Source organism: Streptomyces sp. NPDC001714, assembly GCF_042892755.1.
GTDB lineage: Bacteria > Actinomycetota > Actinomycetes > Streptomycetales > Streptomycetaceae > Streptomyces.
On the sequence record NZ_JBIAUL010000017.1, the window covers coordinates 1 to 16,538 of the forward strand.

Annotated in this window: 15 protein-coding genes; 11 read left to right on the plus strand and 4 right to left on the minus strand. The window is 70.6% G+C overall.

Going from position 1 to position 16,538, the window contains the following annotated elements; genetic code table 11:
• Positions 1–231: 231 nt before the first annotated feature.
• The 7 genes from rsmD (at position 232) to mutM (ending at position 5,274) form a co-directional block, all read left to right on the plus strand.
• Positions 232–819 carry a 16S rRNA (guanine(966)-N(2))-methyltransferase RsmD gene (rsmD, locus tag ACFY0P_RS36465; RefSeq protein WP_388923241.1) on the plus strand — a complete coding sequence of 196 codons (588 nt, stop codon included), beginning with the start codon at positions 232–234 and terminating at the stop codon, positions 817–819.
• Positions 820–845: 26 nt separating this feature from the next.
• Complete coding sequence (gene coaD, locus ACFY0P_RS36470) at positions 846–1,325, plus strand: pantetheine-phosphate adenylyltransferase (protein WP_294004943.1); 480 nt, start codon at positions 846–848, stop codon at positions 1,323–1,325.
• Between the two features lie 57 nt (positions 1,326–1,382).
• The gene (locus ACFY0P_RS36475; RefSeq protein WP_388923244.1) at positions 1,383–2,477 is read left to right on the plus strand and encodes an ATP synthase F0 subunit B; all 1,095 of its coding nucleotides are present in this window, start codon (positions 1,383–1,385) and stop codon (positions 2,475–2,477) included.
• A 165-nt stretch (positions 2,478–2,642) separates the two neighbouring features.
• The gene (locus ACFY0P_RS36480) at positions 2,643–3,293 is read left to right on the plus strand and encodes a YceD family protein (protein ID WP_388923247.1); all 651 of its coding nucleotides are present in this window, start codon (positions 2,643–2,645) and stop codon (positions 3,291–3,293) included.
• 2 nt (positions 3,294–3,295) lie between these two features.
• Positions 3,296–3,469 carry a 50S ribosomal protein L32 gene (rpmF, locus tag ACFY0P_RS36485; RefSeq protein WP_003951102.1) on the plus strand — a complete coding sequence of 58 codons (174 nt, stop codon included), beginning with the start codon at positions 3,296–3,298 and terminating at the stop codon, positions 3,467–3,469.
• Between the two features lie 8 nt (positions 3,470–3,477).
• Positions 3,478–4,332: a ribonuclease III gene (rnc, locus tag ACFY0P_RS36490; RefSeq protein WP_388923250.1), complete on the plus strand. Its 855-nt coding sequence runs from the start codon at positions 3,478–3,480 to the stop codon at positions 4,330–4,332.
• Positions 4,333–4,413: 81 nt separating this feature from the next.
• Positions 4,414–5,274 (plus strand): bifunctional DNA-formamidopyrimidine glycosylase/DNA-(apurinic or apyrimidinic site) lyase, encoded by an 861-nt coding sequence (gene mutM, locus ACFY0P_RS36495; RefSeq protein ID WP_388923252.1) that lies wholly within the window; start codon positions 4,414–4,416, stop codon positions 5,272–5,274.
• On the opposite strand, the gene ACFY0P_RS36500 is transcribed toward mutM, so the two are convergent.
• Positions 5,247–5,648, minus strand: coding sequence for a winged helix-turn-helix transcriptional regulator (locus tag ACFY0P_RS36500; RefSeq protein WP_388923255.1), 402 nt, complete (start codon positions 5,646–5,648; stop codon positions 5,247–5,249). The two genes, mutM and ACFY0P_RS36500, sit on opposite strands and share 28 nt — an antisense overlap.
• A 112-nt stretch (positions 5,649–5,760) precedes the next feature.
• Positions 5,761–6,906, minus strand: coding sequence for a CAP domain-containing protein (locus tag ACFY0P_RS36505; protein ID WP_388923258.1), 1,146 nt, complete (start codon positions 6,904–6,906; stop codon positions 5,761–5,763).
• A gap of 189 nt (positions 6,907–7,095) precedes the next feature.
• Here ACFY0P_RS36505 and ACFY0P_RS36510 point away from each other — a divergent pair, with 189 nt between their 5' ends.
• The 4 genes from ACFY0P_RS36510 to ACFY0P_RS36525 all read left to right on the plus strand — a co-directional run bounded on the left by ACFY0P_RS36510 (position 7,096) and on the right by ACFY0P_RS36525 (position 13,697).
• Positions 7,096–7,377 (plus strand): acylphosphatase, encoded by a 282-nt coding sequence (locus ACFY0P_RS36510; protein ID WP_388923261.1) that lies wholly within the window; start codon positions 7,096–7,098, stop codon positions 7,375–7,377.
• A gap of 381 nt (positions 7,378–7,758) precedes the next feature.
• Positions 7,759–7,962 carry a hypothetical protein gene (locus tag ACFY0P_RS36515; RefSeq protein WP_093498859.1) on the plus strand — a complete coding sequence of 68 codons (204 nt, stop codon included), beginning with the start codon at positions 7,759–7,761 and terminating at the stop codon, positions 7,960–7,962.
• 248 nt (positions 7,963–8,210) lie between these two features.
• Positions 8,211–11,984 carry an AAA family ATPase gene (locus ACFY0P_RS36520; protein WP_388923264.1) on the plus strand — a complete coding sequence of 1,258 codons (3,774 nt, stop codon included), beginning with the start codon at positions 8,211–8,213 and terminating at the stop codon, positions 11,982–11,984.
• Between the two features lie 294 nt (positions 11,985–12,278).
• Positions 12,279–13,697, plus strand: coding sequence for a sugar porter family MFS transporter (locus tag ACFY0P_RS36525; protein WP_388923267.1), 1,419 nt, complete (start codon positions 12,279–12,281; stop codon positions 13,695–13,697).
• A gap of 317 nt (positions 13,698–14,014) precedes the next feature.
• Here ACFY0P_RS36525 and ACFY0P_RS36530 read toward each other — a convergent pair whose 3' ends face one another.
• Positions 14,015–14,986 carry an LLM class flavin-dependent oxidoreductase gene (locus tag ACFY0P_RS36530; protein ID WP_388923269.1) on the minus strand — a complete coding sequence of 324 codons (972 nt, stop codon included), beginning with the start codon at positions 14,984–14,986 and terminating at the stop codon, positions 14,015–14,017.
• A 60-nt stretch (positions 14,987–15,046) separates the two neighbouring features.
• Positions 15,047–16,519: a cytosine permease gene (locus ACFY0P_RS36535; protein ID WP_388923272.1), complete on the minus strand. Its 1,473-nt coding sequence runs from the start codon at positions 16,517–16,519 to the stop codon at positions 15,047–15,049.
• Positions 16,520–16,538: the final 19 nt, after the last annotated feature.

Below are 16,538 nucleotides of genomic sequence, written 5' to 3' on the forward strand. Positions count from 1 at the left end.
CCGGTCAGGGAGCAACGGCTCGATCCGCGACCACTGCGCATCAGTTAACGGCACACCCAGACCAACGACCGACTGATCCAAACGAAACGGCCTAGAGGCGACTGACTCAGGGGCGCGAGGAACTGGGCGAGCAACCACGTCGGACCCGCACCCCCCGTCCCAGACCAGGCACCCACCCCAGTAGCCCTGCCAGACTGAACCCGTAAGCAGCCCTCGAAGAAGGACCCCCCCATGACCCGCGTGATCGCCGGCCAGGCAGGCGGACGGCGCCTCTCCGTGCCGCCCGGCACCGGAACCCGCCCCACCTCCGACCGCGCACGCGAAGGCCTCTTCTCCACCTGGCAGTCCCTCCTCGGCGGCCCCCTGGACGGCGAACGAGTCCTCGACCTCTATGCCGGCTCAGGAGCCGTAGGCCTGGAGGCCCTCTCCCGGGGCGCCGGCCACACCCTCCTCGTGGAGGCGGACCCCAGAGCCGCCCGCGTCGTACGTGAAAACGTGAAGAATCTGGGCCTCCCCGGCGCCGAGGTAAGAGCGGGCAGAGCCGAGCAGATCATCCAGTCCCCGGCACCGGCACAGCCGTACGACATCGTCTTCCTGGATCCTCCGTACGCCGTCACGGACGACGATCTTGGGGAGATTCTCCTCACACTCCACTCTGAGGGCTGGCTCGCGCCGGACGCGCTCGTCACCGTGGAGCGCAGCACCAGAGGTGGCGTTTTCAACTGGCCGGCCGGCTTCGAAGGCCTCCGGTCCCGTCGCTACGGCGAGGGAACGTTTTGGTACGGTCGCGCCGCCTCTACGTGCGAAGACGCACGATGACCGGACCGGAGAGCGAGGGATCACAAGTGCGCCGCGCCGTCTGTCCCGGGTCGTTCGACCCGATCACCAACGGACACCTCGACATCATTGCCCGCGCGTCCCGTCTCTACGACGAGGTCTACGTCGCGGTGATGATCAACAAGTCCAAGAAGGGCCTGTTCGAGATCGACGAGCGGATCGACCTGATCCGCACGGTCACCGCCGACTACGGCAACGTCCGGGTCGAGGCGTTCCACGGCCTCCTCGTCGACTTCTGCAAGCAGCGCGACATCCCGGCCATCGTCAAGGGCCTCCGGGCGGTCAGCGACTTCGACTACGAGCTGCAGATGGCCCAGATGAACAACGGTCTGTCGGGTGTCGAGACGCTGTTCGTGCCGACCAACCCGACCTACAGTTTCCTCTCCTCCTCGCTGGTCAAGGAGGTGGCCCAGTGGGGCGGCGACATCGCCCACCTGGTTCCGCCGGCCGTTCTGGAGGCCCTCAACAAGCGTCTCGGCAAGGACTGATGGGGCTACAGTCGTCCCGTCCGTCTCCAACCCAGCTGTAGAGAGTGGCGAGCACAGGTGGACGTGCAGAAGAAGCTCGACGAGATCGTGAGCACGGTCTCCGGCGCCCGGTCCATGCCCATGTCGGCGTCGTGCGTGGTCAACCGTGCCGAGCTGCTCGCGATGCTCGAAGAGTTGCGCCAGGCGCTGCCCGGCTCGCTCGCGCAGGCCGAGGAGCTGATCGGCGGCCGGGACCAGATGGTCGAGCAGGCCCGCATGGAGGCCGAGCGGATCATCGAGACCGCGCACGCCGAACGCGGCTCGCTGATCTCCGACACCGAGGTGGCCCGCCGCTCCCAGGCCGAGGCCGACCGGATCCTCGCCGAGGCCCGCAAGGAGGCCGAGGAGGTCCGCGCCGACGCGGACGACTACGTCGACTCCAAGCTCGCCAACTTCGAGGTCGTCCTCACCAAGACCCTCGGCTCGGTCGGCCGCGGCCGGGAGAAGCTGCTCGGCACCGGCCCCGGCCTGGACGAGCAGGGGTACGAGGACGAGGACGCCCCCGAGCGCAGCCACGACCCCGAGACCCTGCGCCGGGACGCCGACGCCTACGTGGACGTCAAGCTGGGCGCCTTCGAGGCGGTCCTCGCCAAGACCCTGGAGGCGGTCGGCAAGGGCCGGGCCAAGCTGCACGGCCGGATCGCCACCGACGCGCTCGGCGCCCTCGCCGACGACGACACGACGTTCCAGCACTCCAGCGACGCCGACTACCTGGCCGACCTCGCGGCCCTCGCCGACCAGGACGACCGGGCGGCCCAGGCGGCCCAGGCCGAGCAGCCCGCCGCCGCCCAGCCGCAGTATGACCAGCAGCCCATGCAGCAGCCCGTGGCGCAGGATCCGTACGGCTACCCCCAGCAGCAGCCCGTCTACGCCCAGCAGGACGCCTACGGCTACCAGCAGGACCCCTACGGCTACCAGCAGGCCGATCCCTACGCCGCCGCCTACCAGGGCTACGACACCGGCCAGCAGCCCGTCTACGACCCCCAGCAGCAGCAGCCGGCGGCCCAGCACCAGCAGCACCAGTCGTACGCCCTCGACGAGACCAGCCTCTTCGACACCAGCATGATCACGCCGGAGCAGCTGCGGGCCTACGAACAGGGCCGGGGCCTGTAGAAACCGGGCGGGCGACGGCCGGCAGGGGGGCCGAAGACCGGCGGATTGGGCCGACAGCGAAAGGTCCAGTATCCTGGCTCTTCGGTCGCGTCTACGTCCGCGATCAACGCTGCCCGGAGAGACCTCCGGACGGCGTCCCTCTGAACTCGAAGATCGAAAGCAGGAATGGCTCCTCACGCGCGCCTCGACCACCGCAACCCGTTCGTGTTCGACACGCACGAGCTGGGACGGCGTCCTGGTGCCCTGCAGCGCCTGACCCGCACGATCGACGCTCCCGAGGACTTCGGGATCAAGGGGGTCATCGGAGTGCCGCAGGGCGCCCCGGTGGAGCTCGAACTCCGGCTCGAGTCGGTCATGGAAGGTGTGCTCGTCACAGGCACCGCCCGTGCACAGGCCGAGGGGGAGTGCGTAAGGTGTCTGGAGCCGGTCGAGCAGGAGCTCGAAGCGGACTTCCAGGAACTGTTCTCGTACCCTGACGCCGACGACCGGGGCCGCGTGATCGCGGAACCGGGCGACGACGCCGAGGACGACGAGGACAGGTTCTTCATCGAGGACGGCCTGTTCGACCTCGAACCCGTGCTGCGCGATGCGGTGGTGCTCGCACTGCCGATGCAGCCGGTGTGCCAGGACGACTGCCTGGGCCTGTGCTCCGAGTGCGGAGCCCGGCTCACGGACGACCCGGACCACCACCATGACGCCGTCGACATCCGTTGGGCGGCTTTGCAGGGACTCGCCGGATCCATGAAGGACGGCGAGAAGGACGAGATGAGCGGCGCTGACGCGGAAGCGGGCGTCGACGAGAAGCAGGAGAAGTAGCCGTGGCTGTTCCGAAGCGGAAGATGTCGCGCAGCAACACGCGCCACCGCCGGTCGCAGTGGAAGGCTGCGGTCCCCACCCTGGTTGCGTGCGAGCGCTGCCACGAGCCCAAGCAGCAGCACATCGCGTGCCCGTCTTGCGGCACCTACAACAAGCGCCAGGTCCTCGAAGTCTGAGCGGCCAGGTGAGAGGCACTGTGTCCAGTCCCAAGAAGGGCGAAGAGCCCAACGCGGACCCATCCGCCAAGAAGAAGGCGGACAGCACGGCCTCGTCCCACACGCTTCTGGAAGGGCGGCTCGGCTACAAGCTCGAGTCCGCCCTTCTGGTGCGTGCGCTGACCCACCGTTCCTACGCGTACGAGAACGGCGGCCTGCCGACGAACGAGCGGCTGGAGTTCCTCGGTGACTCCGTCCTCGGCCTCGTCGTCACGGACACGCTGTACAACACCCACCCCGACCTGCCCGAGGGCCAGCTGGCCAAGCTCCGGGCCGCGGTGGTGAACTCGCGTGCGCTCGCGGAGGTGGGCCGCGGTCTCGACCTGGGTTCCTTCATCCGGCTCGGCCGGGGTGAAGAGGGCACGGGCGGCCGGGACAAGGCGTCCATCCTCGCCGACACCCTTGAAGCGGTGATCGGCGCGGTCTATCTCGACCAGGGCCTCGACTCGGCGTCCGAGCTGGTGCACCGGCTCTTCGACCCGCTGATCGAGAAGTCCTCGAACCTCGGAGCCGGCCTGGACTGGAAGACCAGTCTCCAGGAGCTCACCGCGACGGAGGGCCTCGGCGTGCCCGAGTACCTGGTCACGGAGACCGGCCCCGACCACGAGAAGACCTTCACTGCTGCCGCCCGCGTCGGAGGCGTCTCGTACGGCACCGGCACCGGCCGCAGCAAGAAGGAGGCGGAGCAGCAGGCCGCCGAGTCCGCCTGGCGCGCCATCCGCGCCGCGGCGGACGAACGCGCCAAGGCCAAGGCGGCCGAGCAGGCCGCCCGGGCCGAAGCCGAGGAGGACGACGGCCCGCCGTCGTCCGCCGCCTCCGCCTGACGAACAGCGCAGCCCGAGCGCCCGCCACCTTTCCAGGGAGGCGGGCGCTCGGATCGTCCACGGTCCTTCCCGGGAGTCCCGATGCCTGAATTGCCCGAGGTGGAGGTCGTCCGGCGCGGCCTGGAGCGGTGGGTCGCCCATCGCGTCGTGGCCGAGGCCGAGGTCCTGCACCCGCGTGCCGTACGACGGCACCTCGCCGGCGCCGACGACTTCACGCACCAGCTCAAAGGCCACCGCATCGGTACCCCGAGCCGGCGCGGCAAGTACCTGTGGCTGCCGCTGGAGGACACCAACCAGTCGATCCTCGCGCACCTCGGCATGAGCGGCCAACTACTGGTCCAGCCGCACGAGGCGCCGGTGGAGAAGCACCTGCGCATCCGCGTCCGGTTCGCCGACGGCCTGGGCACGGAGCTCCGCTTCGTCGACCAACGCACGTTCGGCGGACTGTCGTTGCACGACAACACGCTCGACGGACTGCCGGACGTCATCGCGCACATCGCCCGCGACCCCCTCGACCCGCTGTTCGACGACGAGGCCTTCCACCAGGCGCTGCGCCGGAAGCGGTCCACCATCAAGAGGGCGCTGCTCGACCAGTCGTTGATCAGCGGAGTCGGCAACATCTATGCGGACGAGGCCCTTTGGCGCGCCCGCATCCACTACGAGCGGCCGACCGCCGGCTTCACCCGCCCGCGCACCGCCGAACTCCTCGGCCATGTACGGGACGTGATGAACGCGGCCCTGGCCGTCGGCGGCACCAGCTTCGACAGCCTGTACGTCAACGTCAACGGCGAGTCCGGCTACTTCGACCGCTCGCTGGACGCCTACGGGAGGGAGGGACTGCCCTGCCGGCGGTGCGGTACGCCGATGCGCAGGCGGCCCTGGATGAACCGGTCCAGCTACTTCTGCCCGCAGTGTCAGCGGGCGCCGCGCGTCTCGTCGTAACGCTCGCGGGCGGCCAGCACCTCGTCCATCCGGCCCTCCACGAAGTGGACGACGGCGAGCAGGTGTTCGGCGACCCCGCGGCCGAGCGGGGTGAGTTCGTAGTCGACGCGCGGCGGGTTGGTCGGCTGTGCCTCGCGGTGCACCAGTCCGTCGCGCTCCAGGACCTGGAGCGTCTGGGAGAGCATCTTCTCGCTGACGCCGTCCACGCGCCGGCGCAGCTCGTTGAACCGGAACGACCCCTCGTGCAGCGCGCTCAGGGTGAGCCCGCCCCAGCGGCCCATGACGTGCTCAAGGGTGGTTCGGGAGGGGCAGGCCCGGGCGAAGACGTCGTACGGAGGCTGCGGCTCCGCGACGCCGTCCTGGGTGATGGTCATGCGTCAAGCGTACGGGAGCACAGCGCTAACCGACAGGGTGCGCTAACTATGGGTTAGTGCCCTGACCGGTGACTCGGTGACTCGGTGACCCGGTGACTCGAGACCGGTGCGGCTAGTAGCCGAAGTCCTGCGTCCACCACGGGCCGCCCTCGCCGAAGTGCACACCGACCCCGAGGGTCTTGAAGTCGCAGTTCAGGATGTTGGCGCGGTGGCCCTCGCTGTTCATCCAGGCGTCCATGACGGCCTGGGCGGTGGCCTGGCCGCGGGCTATGTTCTCGCCGCCGAGGTTGGTTATGCCGACCGCCGCGGCCCGGTCCCACGGCGTCTTGCCGTCCGGGTCGGTGTGGTCGAAGAAGTCCCGCGCGGCCATGTCGTCGCTGAACGCCTCGGCCAGCTTGGTCAGCGAGGAGTTCGCCGACACCGCGCTGCAGCCGACCTTGGCCCGCTCCTCGTTCACGAGCTTCAGCACCTCGGCCTCGACGACGGCCTCCTCGGAGGAGGTGATCGGCGCGGCGGTCTTCACCGGCGCCTTGGTGGCCGTCCTGCTCGGGGTGGCCGTCGCCTTCTTGGACGGCGTGGCGGCGGGCGTCGGCTTCTCGGTCGCCGTCTTCGTCGGGGTGGGCGACGAGGAGGCGGGGGCGGAGGCCGACGCGGAGGCGGACTTCGAGGCGGACGCGGACGGGGTCGGCGAGGCGGAGCGCCGGGTGTCACGGCTGGTCGAGGAGCCGGTGCCGCGGCTCTCGGCGCTGCCGGAGGTGCCGCCCTGCTCGGCGGCCGTGTTGCTGGGCGCGCCGTCGGCCTGCACCCGCTCGCCGCCGGTCGTGCTGCTGCCGCCGCCGAGCTTGTAGTTCTCGAGGCCCGGCACCACGCCGGTGGCCACCGCGACCGTGCCGATGGCGACGGCGGCGGAGACCCCCAGCAGCCCGGTGGCCACGGGCCGGCCCGACTTCTTCCGGCGCCGGTGCCCGCCACCCGAGGTGGGGCCGCCGACCGGGGTGAACTCCTCGGCCGGGAAGTCGGCGGTGTTCATGAAGCGGGCGTAGTCGTCCTCGGTCGCGAACAGGTAGGCCGAGCTGCGCGCGTTGGTGTCGGCGTACTCCTCCTGGCGCAGGTAGGCCGCCGTGCCCGTGCCGTAGCGAAGGCCTGCGTACGAGTCCTGTGGGTCGTGGCCGCCCGGGTACGAGCCGTCGTTCTCCGTGACCCCCGTGGCGTGGCCCGTGGCGGCGCGGCCGGCGGCGTGGCGTCGGTGGCGTCCCATGTCCTTGCCTTCTTCCCTCGTCCTCGCGGTCGGGGTCGACCAGGGGCCGGTGTGGCCAATGACTCCTTCTGGTCAACCAGACTCACCCGATCGAGTGAGTTTCATATGAGATTCATTGGGTGGGGACGGTACCGCATGCCGCCGAACGAGGAAGTGCCCCGAGTGACATTGGCCGGTTAGGTTGCACCCATGAGCGAGGATGTGCGACTGGTCGCCTGGGTCCGTGGACGGGTACAGGGCGTGGGGTTTCGCTGGTTCACGCGGGCCAAGGCGCTGGAGATCGGGGGCCTGAGTGGTTTTGCTCTCAATCTGGGCGACGGCCGCGTCCAGGTGGTCGCGGAGGGCCCCCGGGCGGGCTGCGAAGGGCTGCTCGACTGGCTCCAGGGCGAAGACACGCCCGGGCGGGTGGAGGGTGTCACCGAGATCTGGGACACACCCCGGGGCGGCTACGACGGCTTCGCCATCCGCTGAGCCCGCCCTGTGAAGCGAGGCGGGTGAAGCGGAGCGATCTGCCACCGGCATGTGCCCCGAGCAGAAATGGCCTGGTGGTTGCCAAGAACCGCGTGTCGTGGCAGGCTCCGCACTTACAGATGATCGCCACGCCCTGAGGGCCCCGCAGGAGTCGCAGCGCCGCCCGTCCAGGGCCGTCCGATCCCGGGTTCGCCCGCCAATACGGGCGTGATCGTGTTGACCGTCAAACTTTTTGGTGAGACGCTGAAAGCCCCGCGCACCTTAGCTGTTTGGCATGGCGCAACAGTCGAGCAACACTCGGATGTGTCAAGCACCGCGGGTGCGAATCCCTCACGACCCACACCGCTTCGGTCGGTCACTCAGTGTGGAGGACCATCCATCATGGCAAAGGCGCTTCTCGGTTACGTCGGCGGCTCCGACCCGCGACTCCTCGCCGAGATGCGACGGCTCCAGCAGCGTGTCCAGGACCTCGAATCCGAGCTCGTACGGATCCAGGCCGAGAACGACGCGCTGACGGCTGCCGCTTCTCCCGACAGGATCATGGAGAGCATCGACGCAAACCAGGCGGAGCCTGCGCTCACCTGATCGCTGCATCGCTCCACAACAGCACATGCGGCGGTTGGGCAGCCCTTTCAACCGCTTGAGTTGTCAAGATTTGCAAGGGACGCCCCGGCGTCCCTTCTTTCTTGCGCCCCCGCTCCGAGCCCCGTTCCAGCCCCGCGCATCCTTTCACCTTCTTTAACGTCTGGTGTGCCCTGCATGTTCATGCGCGAAACCGCGAGGTTGCGAGGGGTCGTGGAGTGCGGTAGCGGCGCCGGGTAGAGTCCGACGGCGTGCACCTCAAGGCCCTGACCCTCCGCGGGTTCAAGTCGTTCGCCTCGGCGACCACGCTCCGGTTCGAGCCGGGGATCACGTGCGTCGTCGGTCCGAACGGCTCGGGCAAGTCCAATGTCGTCGACGCGCTCACCTGGGTCATGGGCGAGCACAGCGCCAAGTCGCTGCGCGGCGGCAAGATGGAGGACGTCATCTTCGCCGGCACCACCGGCCGCCCGCCGCTGGGCCGCGCCGAGGTGTCCCTGACCATCGACAACTCCGACGGCGCGCTGCCCATCGAGTACGCCGAGGTCACCATCACGCGGATCATGTTCCGCAACGGCGGCAGCGAGTACCAGATCAACGGCGACACCTGCCGTCTCCTGGACATCCAGGAACTCCTCTCCGACTCGGGCATCGGCCGCGAGATGCACGTCATCGTCGGCCAGGGCCAGCTCGACTCCGTCCTGCACGCGGACCCGATGGGCCGCCGCGCCTTCATCGAGGAGGCGGCCGGCGTCCTCAAGCACCGCAAGCGCAAGGAGAAGGCGCTGCGCAAGCTGGACGCGATGCAGGCCAACCTCGCCCGCGTGCAGGACCTGACCGACGAACTGCGCCGCCAGCTCAAGCCCCTCGGCCGCCAGGCAGCGGTCGCCCGCAGGGCCGCGGTCATCCAGGCGGACCTCCGCGACGCCCGCCTGCGCCTCCTCGCCGACGACCTCGTACGACTGCGCCAGGCACTCCAGACCGAGGTCGCCGACGAGGCCGCCCTCAAGGAACGCAAGGAGGCCGCCGAGCAGGAGCTGAAGAAGGCCCTCCAGCGGGAGGCGCTCCTGGAGGACGAGGTACGGCAGCTCACCCCGCGCCTGCAGCGGGCCCAGCAGACCTGGTACGAGCTCTCCCAGCTCGCCGAACGCGTCCGCGGCACCATCTCGCTGGCCGACGCCCGGGTGAAGAGCGCCACCTCCACGCCCCCCGAGGAACGGCGCGGCCGCGACCCCGAGGACATGGAGCGCGAGGCCCACCGCATCCGTGAGCAGGAGGCCGAGCTGGAGGCCTCGCTGGAGGCGGCCCAGCACGCCCTGGACGACACCGTCGCCCACCGCGCCGAGCTGGAGCGCGCGCTCGCCCTCGAGGAGCGGCGCCTGAAGGACGTGGCCCGCTCCATCGCCGACCGCCGCGAGAGCCTGGCCCGGCTGAACGGCCAGGTGGGCGCCGCCCGCTCCCGCGCCGCGTCCGCCCAGGCCGAGATCGACCGGCTGGCCGCCGCCCGCGACGAGGCCCAGGAACGGGCGGTCTCGGCGCAGGAGGAGTACGAGGCGCTGAAGGCGGAGGTCGACGGCCTCGACGCCGGCGACGAGGAACTGGGCGGACAGCACGACCAGGCCAAGCACCGGCTCGCCGAGGCGGAGGCGGCCCTGACCACGGCCCGCGAGGCCGTCACGGCGGCGGAACGCAAGCGCGCCGCGACCCAGGCCCGCCACGAGGCGCTGGCGCTGGGCCTGCGTCGCAAGGACGGCACCGGAATACTGCTCGGCGCCCGGGACCGCCTCACCGGCCTCCTCGGCCCGGCGGCCGAACTGCTCACGGTGACCCCGGGCCACGAGGTCGCCCTGGCGGCAGCCTTCGGCACAGCGGCGGACGCGATCGCGGTGACGACCCCGGCATCGGCGGCCGACGCGATCAGACTGCTGCGCAAGCAGGACGGCGGCAGGGCGGCCCTACTGCTGGCGGGAGCCCCTGAGGCACCCCAGTCCGTAGCGCCCCAAAGGGGCGCGGGGAACGGCGCGACCAGCCACGACGCACCCGCACCCGAAGACGCCGAGGCCTGGGTAGCCCCCCATGGGGGCGCGGGGAACGGCGCGACCAGCCACGACGCACCCGCACCCGAAGACGCCGAGGCCTGGGCAGCGCCCCATGGGGGCGCGGGGAACGGCGCGACCAGCCCCCACGCACCCGCACCCGACCGCCGACCCACCACGGCACCCCCGTCAGGGCACCTCGCAGCCGACCTGGTGCGGGGCCCGTCCGACCTCATGCCCGCTGTACGACGCCTCCTCAGGGACATCGTCGTCGTCGGCACCCTCGAGGACGCCGAGGACCTCGTCTACCGCCACCCCCACCTCACCGCCGTCACCGCCGAAGGCGACCTCCTCGGCGCCCACTTCGCCCACGGCGGTTCCGCCGGCGCCCCCAGTCTGCTGGAGGTCCAGGCCTCCGTGGACGAGGCCGCCGCCGAGCTGGAAGAGCTCGCCGTCCGCTGCGAGGAGCTGTCGGAAGCCCAGGAGTCGGCCCAAGCACTCCGCAAGGAGTGCGCGGCCCTCGTCGAGGAGCTGGGCGAGCGGCGCCGCGTCGCCGATCGCGAGAAGTCGGCCGTCGCCCAGCAGCTCGGCCGCCTCGCCGGACAGGCCCGCGGCGCGGCAGGCGAGGCGGAACGTTCCACGGCGGCCGCCGCCCGCGCCCAGGAGTCCCTCGACAAGGCCCTGGAAGAGGTCGAGATCCTGGCCGAGCGGCTCGCCGTGGCCGAGGAGATGCCCGTCGAGGAGGAGCCGGACACCTCGGCGCGCGACCGCCTCGCCGCCGACGGCGCCAACGCCCGTCAGACCGAGATGGAGGCCCGCCTCCAGGTACGTACCCACGAGGAGCGCGTCAAGGGGCTGGCCGGCCGCGCCGACTCCCTCGACCGCGCCGCCCGCGCGGAACGCGAGGCACGCGCGCGTGCGGAACAGCGCCGGGCCCGGCTGCGCCACGAGGCGGCGGTCGCGGAGGCCGTCGCCGCCGGTGCGCGGCAGCTGCTCGCGCACGTCGAGGTCTCGGTCGGCCGCGCCGAGCGGGAACGTGCCGCCGCGGAGGCCGCGAAGGCCCGCCGCGAGCAGGAGCTGACCGCCGCCCGCACCGCCGGCCGCGACCTCAAGGCCGAACTCGACAAACTCACGGATTCAGTTCACCGGGGCGAGGTACTCGGCGCCGAGAAGCGGCTGCGGATCGAGCAGCTGGAGGCCAAGGCGCTGGAGGAGCTCGGTGTCGAACCGGCGGGGCTCATCGAGGAGTACGGCCCGCACCAGCTCGTGCCGCCCTCGCCCCCCGCCGAGGGCGAGGTGCTGCCGGACGACCCCGAGCACCCGCGCAACCAGCCGAAGTCCTTCCACCGGGCCGAGCAGGAACGCCGGCTCAAGGCGGCCGAGCGGGCCTACCAGCAGCTCGGCAAGGTCAACCCGCTGGCCCTGGAGGAGTTCGCGGCCCTCGAGGAACGGCACAAGTTCCTCAGCGAGCAGCTGGAGGACCTGAAGAAGACCCGTGCCGACCTGCTTCAGGTCGTGAAGGAGGTCGACGAGCGGGTCGAGCAGGTCTTCACGGAGGCGTACCGGGACACGGCGAGGGAGTTCGAGGGCGTCTTCAGCCGGCTCTTCCCGGGCGGCGAGGGACGGCTGATCCTCACCGACCCCGACAACATGCTCACCACGGGCGTGGACGTCGAGGCCCGCCCGCCGGGCAAGAAGGTCAAGCGGCTCTCCCTGCTGTCGGGCGGCGAACGCTCGCTGACCGCCGTCGCGATGCTGGTGTCGATCTTCAAGGCACGCCCCAGCCCGTTCTACGTCATGGACGAGGTCGAGGCGGCCCTGGACGACACCAACCTGCAGCGGCTGATCCGCATCATGCAGGAGCTCCAGGAGTCGTCCCAGCTCATCGTAATCACGCACCAGAAGCGGACGATGGAGGTCGCCGACGCGCTGTACGGCGTCTCCATGCAGGGCGACGGTGTGTCGAAGGTCATCAGCCAGCGGCTGCGCTGACGCTGGGTCCTGGCCGACGGTCTCGGGTGCGGCGCCGTTGTGGCTGGTCGCGCAGTTTCCCGCGCCCCTTTGGGCGCGTCATCTTCGCCTCTTCTTCAAGAAGTGAACGCATTTTCGTTGCGTGGTATCTGCAACTTCACACGTGACCACCTATTGACTTCGAAACTTGAAGGCATAGTCTCTGCAACGTTGCTTTTACCTTCAGGTGTGAGCGGTGTGGAGATGTGCGCCACTCAGACCTGAGAGGGCTCACCCCCACCCCGGCGGCGTTGCCGGTGGCCCGAGGAGTTTCTTGTGACCAGCACTGCGCGTGCACCCCAGTCAGGAGCCGGGACGGCTCACCCCGATCACCTCGGGCATGTCATCTTCATCGCGGCGGCGGCCGCGATGGGTGGTTTCCTCTTCGGCTACGACAGCTCCGTCATCAACGGCGCCGTCGAGGCCATCCGGGGCCGTTACGACATCGGGTCCGCGGCCCTCGCCCAGGTCATCGCCATCGCCCTGATCGGCTGCGCCATCGGCGCCGCGACCGCCGGCCGCATAGCCGACCGGATCGGCCGGATCCGGTGCATGCAGATCGCGGCCGTGCTGTTCACCATCAGCGCCGTCGGCTCCGCGCTGCCGTTCGCCCTGTGGGACCTCGCCTTCTGGCGGATCATCGGCGGATTCGCCATCGGCATGGCCTCCGTCATCGGCCCCGCCTACATCGCCGAGGTCGCCCCGCCCGCCTACCGCGGCCGTCTCGGCTCCTTCCAGCAGGCCGCGATCGTGGTCGGCATCGCCATCTCGCAGCTGGTCAACTGGGGTCTGCTGAACGCCGCCGGTGGCGACCAGCGCGGCAAGCTGATGGGCCTGGAGGCCTGGCAGGTCATGCTCGGCGTCATGGTGATCCCGGCCGTCCTGTACGGCCTGCTCTCCTTCGCGATCCCCGAGTCCCCGCGCTTCCTGCTGTCCGTCGGCAAGCGTGAGCGCGCTCGCGCGATCCTCGAAGAGGTCGAGGGCAAGAGCGTCGACCTGGACGCCCGGGTCGCCGAGATCGAGCACGCGATGAAGAGCGAGCACAGGTCCACGTTCAAGGACCTGCTCGGCGGTTCCTTCTTCTTCAGGCCGATCGTCTGGGTCGGTATCGGCCTGTCGGTCTTCCAGCAGTTCGTCGGCATCAACGTGGCGTTCTACTACTCCTCCACGCTGTGGCAGTCGGTGGGTGTCGACCCGACGGACTCGTTCTTCTACTCCTTCACGACGTCGATCATCAACATCATCGGCACCGTGATCGCGATGATCTTCGTGGACCGCATCGGCCGCAAGCCGCTGGCCCTGATCGGCTCGGTCGGCATGGTCGTCGGCCTCGCCCTGGAGGCCTGGGCGTTCTCGTACCACCTCGTCGACGGGAAGCTGCCGTCCACGCAGGGCTGGACCGCCCTGGTCGCCGCCCACATCTTCGTCCTCTTCTTCGCCCTGTCCTGGGGCGTGGTCGTCTGGGTCTTCCTCGGCGAGATGTTCCCGAACCGGATCCGCGCCGCCGCCCTGGGCGTGGCCGCCTCCGCGCAGTGGATCGCCAACTGGGCCATCACCGCGAGCTTCCCGTCGCTGGCCGACTGGAACCTCTCCGGCACCTACGTGATCTACACGGTCTTCGCGGCCCTCTCCATCCCGTTCGTCCTCAAGTACGTCAAGGAGACGAAGGGCAAGGCCCTGGAGGAGATGGGCTGAGCGCGCCCCCGACTCGGGGGGAAGGGCCAAGTCCCCGCTGCCCCTCTCCCCGTATCCCCCCGCCGCCCCGCCCGGTCACTGCCCGGGCGGGGCGGCGGTCCGCGCCGTTCCACGACCCGCTCCCGGCGCCGTAGGACCGTGGACGCGGGAGCGATCGGCACCGCCGGGCAGCGACGTCGTGCATGGTGCCGCACGGGCTCTCCGTTTCTTGATCCGCCGCAGAGTCCTTTCACCGCCGCGACGGCGATCGGCCACGACGGTGCTGCCCTGCGGTGCCGAACCCTCCGGCGCCCATCCGCCGACTCGCCCTGCCCCTGTCACGCCGACAGCGCCGGAAGCACGGCCTCCGCGAACAACCGCAGGCTCCGCCATCCCTCCGCCACCGGCATCCCGCCCGCCAGCGGATGCAGCACCAGGTTGTCCAGTCCCGCCGTCACGCACTCCTGCGGGGTGAGGATCCGGTAGACGCCCTCCGCGCGGAGCTCCTCCACCGTCGTGGCCGCCGACCGCACCGCCGAGTGGATGTCGCCGGACTGCCAGGAGGCGTACGTCCGGGCCTCGTGCAGGAAGTGCTCGCCGTACCGGGCCCACGCCCGGTCCGGGTCCTCGGCGATGTGCAGCAGCGGCGTCTCGGCCGTGGGCATCATCGTCCAGCCCTCCGTGCCGTACTCGGTGAGCCGCTCCTTGTAGTACGCCTCCAGCTCCGGCAGATGCGCGCTCGGGAAGAACGGCAGGCCGAGGCGGGCGGCGCGGCGGGCGGCGGCCTTGGAGGAACCGCCCACCAGGAGGAGGGGGTGCGGGTCCGTGAAGGGGCGCGGGGTGACCCGTACCGTACGGCCCCGGTACGCGAACTCCTCGCCGGTCCAGGCCTTCAGCAGCGTCTCCAGCAGCTCGTCCTGCAGCCGCCCCCGCCGCTTCCACTCCACGTCGAACAGGGCGTACTCCTCGGGCCGGTAGCCGATCCCCGCCACCGTGACCAGTCGGCCCCCGCTGAGCAGGTCGAGCACCGCGATGTCCTCGGCCAGCCGCAACGGGTCGTGCAGCGGGCCGATCACCGCCGACACGGTCACCGCGATGGTCCGGGTCGCCCCGAACACCGCGCCCGCGAAGGCGAACGGCGACGGCAGCCAGTTGTTGTCGACGCCGTGGTGCTCCTCGGTCTGCACGGTGGTGACCCCGTGCTCGTCGGCGTACGCGGCCATGTCGAGGGCCGCTCGGTACCGGGCGCCCAGCGCCGCCGGGGACGCGCCGGGTTCGACGAGGTTGAAGCGGACGACCGAGACGGGCATGGGAGCTCCCCTTCACCTTGGCTGGCCGGGCGGTGTGCGGGGACAGTAGCTGACGGTGCGTCAGACGGCCAGGGGTGCGGGCTTCCCGGCCGTCGCCGGGACCACCGCCGGCTTCGGCAGCACCGCGTACAGCAGGCCCGAGACGACGATCGTCGCGACCCAGCCGAGGCCGTACCGGCCGACGGGGTTGTTCGTGGCGAGCGGGCCGGTGAACCAGTCGCACGTGGTGAAGACCAGGCCGGCGGCCAGGCCGAGCGCCCAGGCCGCGACGGCGGCGGGGGAGAAGCCCGCCCGGTACCAGTAGGCGCTGGTGCGCGTGGTGTCCAGCAGGGCCGCGGCGTCGTACCGGCGACGGCGGAGCATGTCGACCCCGAAGACGCCCACCCACGCCGAGAACGCCACCGCCAGCAGCGACAGGAAGGCGATGAAGGAGGCCAGGAAGGAGGTCGCGGCCAGCATCAGGACGCCGCCGAGGGCCAGCGAGATCACCGCGTTGACCGAGACCGCCCACGGGCGGGGGATCCGGAAGCCGAGCGTCTGCGCGGTGAAGCCCGCCGAGTACATCGACATCGCGTTGATCAGCAGCATCCCGACCAGGGCGATGAGGAGGTAGGGGACCGCCAGCCACAGGGGCAGGATCTCGCCGAGGAAGGAGACCGGGTCGGCCGCCCTGGCGAGGCCCGGCGTGGCGGACGCCGTCACCGCGCCCATCAGGACCAGGGGGAGTACGACGATGCCGGCACCGCCGACCGTGTTGCGTACGATCGCCGCCGAGGACGCCGTATCCGGCAGATACCGCGTGAAGTCCGGCGCGGCAGGCGCCCAGCTCATCCCGCCCGCCGCGATCAGCCCGGCCCCGGTGACCATCGCGGCCGCGGTGCCGGCGGGCTGCCCGAACACCCTCGCCCAGTCCGTCGCCACGATCAGACGTCCGAGGACCAGCAGCGAGAAGGCGCCGAACAGCCAGGTCGCCCAGCGGTTGCAGTACCGCACCGCCTTGATGCCCATCCCCGAGATCGCGAACGTGGCGATCACGAAGAGGAGGAGCGTGACGATGATCAGGACGGTGTTGCTCCTGATCCCGAACAGGATGTCGAGGACGGTCAGCAGCGCGTAGGCGCCGGTCACCGCGTTGATCGTCTCCCAGCCCCAGCGCGCCACCCAGATCAGCGCGCCGGGGAGCAGGTTGCCGCGCTGGCCGAAGACCGCCCGGGAGAGGGCCATGCCCGGTGCGCCGCCGCGCTTGCCCGCGATGCCGACGAGCCCGACCAGGCCGTACGACACGATCGGCGCCACGATGCCGACCACCAGGGACTGCCAGAAGTTCAGCCCGAACGACACCGCGAGGCCCGCGCCCACGGTCACCAGCAGGACGGTGATGTTCGCGGCGATCCAGGTGGGGAGCAGACCGCGGGGTGTGCCGGTGCGCTCGGAGTCCGGGACCGGTTCGAGGCCCCGGGTTTCGAGGCCGTGGTGCTCCAGCGACTCTTCGAGATGTTCGAGCGCGCCATCGTGGTGGGCGGTGGTGCTCATAGGCATTCATCGTACGTTA